Annotated in this window: 2 protein-coding genes and 2 pseudogenes; 2 read left to right on the forward strand and 2 right to left on the reverse strand. The window is 69.9% G+C overall.

Going from position 1 to position 1729, the window contains the following annotated elements; genetic code table 11:
- A pseudogene (locus G6022_RS00205) lies at positions 1 to 212 on the reverse strand (LytR family transcriptional regulator); the annotation flags it as partial.
- 15 nt (positions 213 to 227) lie between these two features.
- Positions 228 to 563 carry a DUF3263 domain-containing protein gene (locus G6022_RS00210; RefSeq protein ID WP_241730959.1) on the reverse strand — a complete coding sequence of 112 codons (336 nt, stop codon included), beginning with the start codon at positions 561 to 563 and terminating at the stop codon, positions 228 to 230.
- A 127-nt stretch (positions 564 to 690) separates the two neighbouring features.
- On the opposite strand from G6022_RS00210, the gene G6022_RS00215 reads away from it, so the two are divergent.
- Together G6022_RS00215 and G6022_RS00220 are read left to right on the forward strand one after the other, a co-directional pair.
- On the forward strand, positions 691 to 1353 hold the full coding sequence (locus G6022_RS00215; protein WP_182610060.1) for a peptide deformylase: 663 nt from the start codon (positions 691 to 693) through the stop codon (positions 1351 to 1353).
- Positions 1346 to 1729 (forward strand): annotated as a pseudogene (locus G6022_RS00220) (GNAT family N-acetyltransferase); the annotation flags it as partial. The gene G6022_RS00215 and the pseudogene G6022_RS00220, both read left to right, overlap by 8 nt.

A 1729-nucleotide genomic window follows, 5' to 3' on the forward strand; every position in this document is an offset into this window, starting at 1 on the left:
TGATCGGTGGCGGTCGGCGTCTCGTCGTCACCCCCGAACAGCTGGACGAGTCCGATGCCGATCGCGAGGACCACTGCGGCGAGGAGGACCATCGCGATGGCCCGATAAGGAGGGCCCGTCGGCTCGTCCAGGTCGGGATCGACCCCGGCGTCGCCACCGGGCGCGCCCGGGCCGTAGGGATCATACTGCGAGGTTTCGGGCTGGGAGCTCACGCCGGTGAGTGTAGGTCAGTCGAGTCGCATTCCCAGGTTGCGCGCCGCGCGTGCCTTCTGACGGCTGCTCCGCATGCGACGCAGACGCTTGACGAGGAGCGGGTCCACGGCCAGCGCCTCGGGGCGGTCGATGAGGTCGTTGAGGATCTGGAAGTAGCGCGTGCCGGACATCTCGAACTTCTGCCGGATCGCCTCCTCCTTGGAACCGGCGAACTTCCACCACTGCCGTTCGAACTCGAGCATGGCCTGGTCCCGGTCGGACAGGACGGGATCGGCGGCATGCAGCTCGGTCGCGGGCTGCGTACCGCCCGCGACCTGCGGCCCGCGTGCCGCAGTAACTGATCGACCCATGCGCGCGCCTCCTGTGGTGTCGGTGCAGGTGCTCCGGTGCGGGTATGGAGATCACACCGTTGTGATTCCCCCGTAGTGAACCACACGGATCCGACACCCTGCCACGGGCGCACTAGGATCGTCTGCCATGGCCGTCCTGCCCATCGTCATCCTCGGCGATCCCGCCCTCCACGCCCCCACCGAGCCCGTCACCGGGTCCCCGGAGGAGATCCGCGACCTCGTCCGCGACCTCTACGAGACCATGGACGCCGCCAACGGCGTGGGGCTGGCCGCCAATCAGGTGGGTGTACGCAAGCGGGTGTTCGTCTACGACTGCCCCGACCTGGACACCGAGGACGGCGAGGGCGTCTCACGCGAGGACGTCGAGGCCCGTGGCGGCTGGATCAACCGCCGCGGCTGCGTGGTCAATCCGGTGTTGGAGACCTCCGAGATCCCGGAGACCATGCCGGACCCGGAGGAGGATCTCGAGGGGTGCCTGTCCGTCCCCGGAGTGAACTTCCCGCGGGGACGCGCCTGGTGGGCCCGGGTCACCGGCACCGACGAGAACGGCGAGCCGGTCTCGGTGGAGGGCTACGGCCTGTTCGCGCGGTGCCTGCAGCACGAGGTGGGCCACCTCGACGGCGTCCTCTACACGGACGGACTCATCGGCCGGAACCGCAAGGCAGCCAAGAGGCACATCCGCGACGCGGGCTGGGGCGTGCCCGGGTTGAGCTGGGACCCGACCACCGATCCCGATCCGTTCGCCGACGAGGAGGACGACGACGACGAGGCCACCGACCTCCATGGCTGAGCAGGACCGGGGTCTGGCGGACCGGTCCCGGTGGAACGCGGGCCGACGCGTGGAGGTGGGGATGCGCGTGGTGGTGCGTCGTCATCTGGAGGACGGGCAGAGTTCGCATCTCTACACCGACGTCATCGGGCACGTGGTCGAGCTGGATCCCGTTCTGGTGGTACGCCGGGAGTCGGGCGAGGAGGTGCGGATCGCCGACCCCGACATCGCCGTGCTCAAGGTGTTGCCGCCCCGACCCGTCCGGGCCCGCGACGTCCGGGCCCACGAGTACGCGGGCGCGTTGGCGTGGCCGGGTACCGAGTTCGAGCTGGTGGACGGCTGGTTCTGCCGCGCCGGGGACGACTGGTCCTATCGCGGGAACTCGGCGGTCCCGGTG

This window comes from Dietzia sp. Cai40, from assembly GCF_014145165.1.
Lineage (GTDB): Bacteria > Actinomycetota > Actinomycetes > Mycobacteriales > Mycobacteriaceae > Dietzia > Dietzia natronolimnaea.